General features: G+C 50.7%; 1 rRNA gene. It reads left to right on the top strand.

Annotated features, from left to right (window positions below):
* Positions 1-1042: ribosomal RNA gene (locus ACE01T_RS17260) — 23S ribosomal RNA — on the top strand; the annotation flags it as partial.

Below are 1042 nucleotides of genomic sequence, written 5' to 3' on the forward strand. Positions count from 1 at the left end.
CCCCTGTGAGGGGAGTGAAATAGATCCTGAAACCGCATGCATACAAGCAGTGGGAGCCGACTTGTTCGGTGACTGCGTACCTTTTGTATAATGGGTCAGCGACTTATATTCAGTAGCAAGGTTAACCGAATAGGGGAGCCGTAGAGAAATCGAGTCTTAATAGGGCGTTTAGTTGCTGGGTATAGACCCGAAACCGGGTGATCTATCCATGAGCAGGTTGAAGGTTAGGTAACACTGACTGGAGGACCGAACCCACTGTCGTTGAAAAGCCAGGGGATGACTTGTGGATAGGGGTGAAAGGCTAATCAAACTCGGTGATAGCTGGTTCTCCCCGAAAGCTATTTAGGTAGCGCCTCGGACGAATACCATTGGGGGTAGAGCACTGTTTCGGCTAGGGGGTCATCCCGACTTACCAAACCGATGCAAACTCCGAATACCAATGAGTACTATCCGGGAGACAGACTGCGGGTGCTAACGTCCGTAGTCAAGAGGAAAACAATCCAGACCGCCAGCTAAGGCCCCAAAATCATAGTTAAGTGGGAAACGATGTGGGAAGGCATAGACAGCTAGGAGGTTGGCTTAGAAGCAGCCACCCTTTAAAGAAAGCGTAATAGCTCACTAGTCGAGTCGGCCTGCGCGGAAGATGTAACGGGGCTAAAACTATGTGCCGAAGCTGCGGATGTATACTTTGTATACGTGGTAGGGGAGCGTTCTGTAAGCCGATGAAGGTGGATTGAGAAGTCTGCTGGAGGTATCAGAAGTGCGAATGCTGACGTGAGTAACGACAAAGCGGGTGAAAAACCCGCTCGCTGAAAGACCAAGGGTTCCAGTCCAACGTTAATCGGGGCTGGGTGAGTCGACCCCTAAGGCGAGGCCGAAAGGCGTAGTCGATGGGAAATTGGTTAATATTCCAATACTTCAGTGTAATGCGATGAGAGGACGGAGAAGGTTAAGTCAGCCTGGCGTTGGTTGTCCAGGTGGAAGGAAGTAGGCATGCATCTTAGGCAAATCCGGGGTGCTCTATGCTGAGATCTGATAGCAA

The sequence above is a fragment of the Acinetobacter uliginosus genome, from assembly GCF_044130295.1.
Lineage (GTDB): Bacteria > Pseudomonadota > Gammaproteobacteria > Pseudomonadales > Moraxellaceae > Acinetobacter.